1 protein-coding gene and 2 pseudogenes are annotated in these 1879 nt (G+C 68.3%); all 3 read left to right on the top strand.

Annotation, left to right across the window (positions count from 1 at the left end):
• Window positions 1–180, top strand: a pseudogene (locus tag AC30N0_RS19570) (cell division protein FtsQ/DivIB); the annotation flags it as partial.
• A 14-nt stretch (window positions 181–194) separates the two neighbouring features.
• Window positions 195–1424 carry a cell division protein FtsA gene (ftsA, locus tag AC30N0_RS19565; RefSeq protein WP_489519554.1) on the top strand — a complete coding sequence of 410 codons (1230 nt, stop codon included), beginning with the start codon at window positions 195–197 and terminating at the stop codon, window positions 1422–1424.
• A gap of 173 nt (window positions 1425–1597) precedes the next feature.
• A pseudogene (locus AC30N0_RS19560) lies at window positions 1598–1879 on the top strand (cell division protein FtsZ); the annotation flags it as partial.

Here is a 1879-nt window from a genome sequence, read left to right as displayed (position 1 = left end):
GGCAGCGACGACGACGTGGTGGCTCGCTCGGCCCGCTTCGTCGCCACCTTCGGCAAGGTCACCGACCGGTTCCAGCGACCGCTCGAGTACGCCGACCTGCGCCACCAGGACGGCTACGCGGTGCGACTGAAGGGCGTCTCGACGACGTCGGCCGTGGTCCCCGACAACAAGAAGAAGTAGAGGAATCCCAGCGCATGGCCAAGGAACTCAAGGACCTCGTCGTCGGCCTCGACATCGGCACGGCCAAGGTGATGGCCGTCGTCGCCGAGGTCATGCCGGACGGCGAGCTGCGCATTGCCGGGCTCGGCAGCGCCCCGGCGCACGGCCTCAAGCGCGGCGTCGTCGTCAACATCGACGCGACGGTGCAGTCGATCCAGCAGGCCTTGAAGGAGGCCGAGATGATGGCCGACTGCAAGATCACGCGCGTCTACACCGGCATCACCGGCAGCCACATCCGCGGCCAGAACTCGACCGGCATGGTGATCGTGCGCGACAAGGAAGTGACGCCGGTCGACGTCGCCCGCGTCGTCGAGACCGCGAAGGCGATCAACATCCCGAACGACCAGCGTCTGCTCCTCGTCGAGCCGCAGGAGTTCGTGATCGACGGCCACGAGGTCAAGGAGCCGATCGGCATGAGCGGCGGCCGCCTCGAGGTGCGGGTGCACATCGTCACCGGTGCGCAGAGCGCGGCCGAGAACATCGTCAAGTGCGTGCGGCTTTGCGGGCTGGAAGTCGAGCAGCTCGTGCTGAACCCGAGCGCGTCGAGCCACGCCGTGCTGACCGAGGACGAGAAGGACCTCGGCGTGGCCCTCGTGGACATCGGCGCCGGCACCACCGACGTGGCGATCTTCACCGATGGCTCGATCCGGCACACGGCGGTGATCCCGATCGCCGGCGACCTGATCACCAGCGACATCGCCATGGCGCTGCGCACGCCGACCAAGGACGCCGAGGAGATCAAGGTCGAGTACGGCGTCGCCAAGCAGCTGCTCGCCGACCCGAACGAGCAGCTCGAGGTCCCCGGGCTCGGCGACCGGCCGCCGCGCATGCTGAGCCGCCAGGCGCTGTCGGGCGTGATCGAGCCGCGGGTCGTGGAGATCTACTCGCTCGTGCACCAGGTGATCCGCGAGAGCGGCTTCGAGGAGCTGCTGTCGTCGGGAATCGTCATCACCGGCGGCTCGGCCGTGATGCCCGGAATGATCGAGCTCGGCGAGGACATCTTCCTCAAGCCGGTGCGCAAGGGCACGCCCACCTACCGGGGCGCCCTGCACGACATGGTCGCCAACCCGCGCTCGGCGACGGTCATGGGCCTGCTCGAGGAAGCACGCATGGCGCGCACGCGCGGCCAGCGCGCGGCGCAGCAGGCCGGCTCCGTGAAGACGCTGTTCGGCCGGGCCCGCGACTGGTTCCTGGGCAATTTCTGAAGGACTACCACGTGAACGTCGAACCCACGAGACCCGTCCACGCAGGCTTCCTGCCGCATGCCCACGACCCGCCGCCGCCCACCGGCTGAGGGGCCGGGCAGGGAACACCACATCAAGAACGTATTTCGCGAATCGCACGACTCAAGGCAACTGCAAGGATTGGAGATCAAGACATGGCCATCGAAATGATCGAAGAGTTCAACATGGGCACCCAGATCAAGGTGATCGGGATCGGCGGCGGCGGCGGCAATGCCGTCGAGCACATGATCGAGGAGGGCGTCCAGGGCGTCGACTTCGTCGTCGCCAACACCGACGCGCAGGCGCTCAACCGCTCGGCCGCGCACCACCTGATCCAGCTCGGCTCGACCGGGCTCGGCGCCGGCGCCAAGCCGGAGGCCGGCAAGGCCGCCGCGGAAGAAGCGGTCGACCGCATCCGCGAGGCGATCGACGGCGCG

It is taken from the genome of Rhizobacter sp. (genome assembly GCF_031412495.1).
Taxonomy (GTDB): Bacteria; Pseudomonadota; Gammaproteobacteria; order Burkholderiales; family Burkholderiaceae_C; genus Schlegelella_A.
This window is presented reverse-complemented; position numbering and strand designations above follow the sequence as displayed.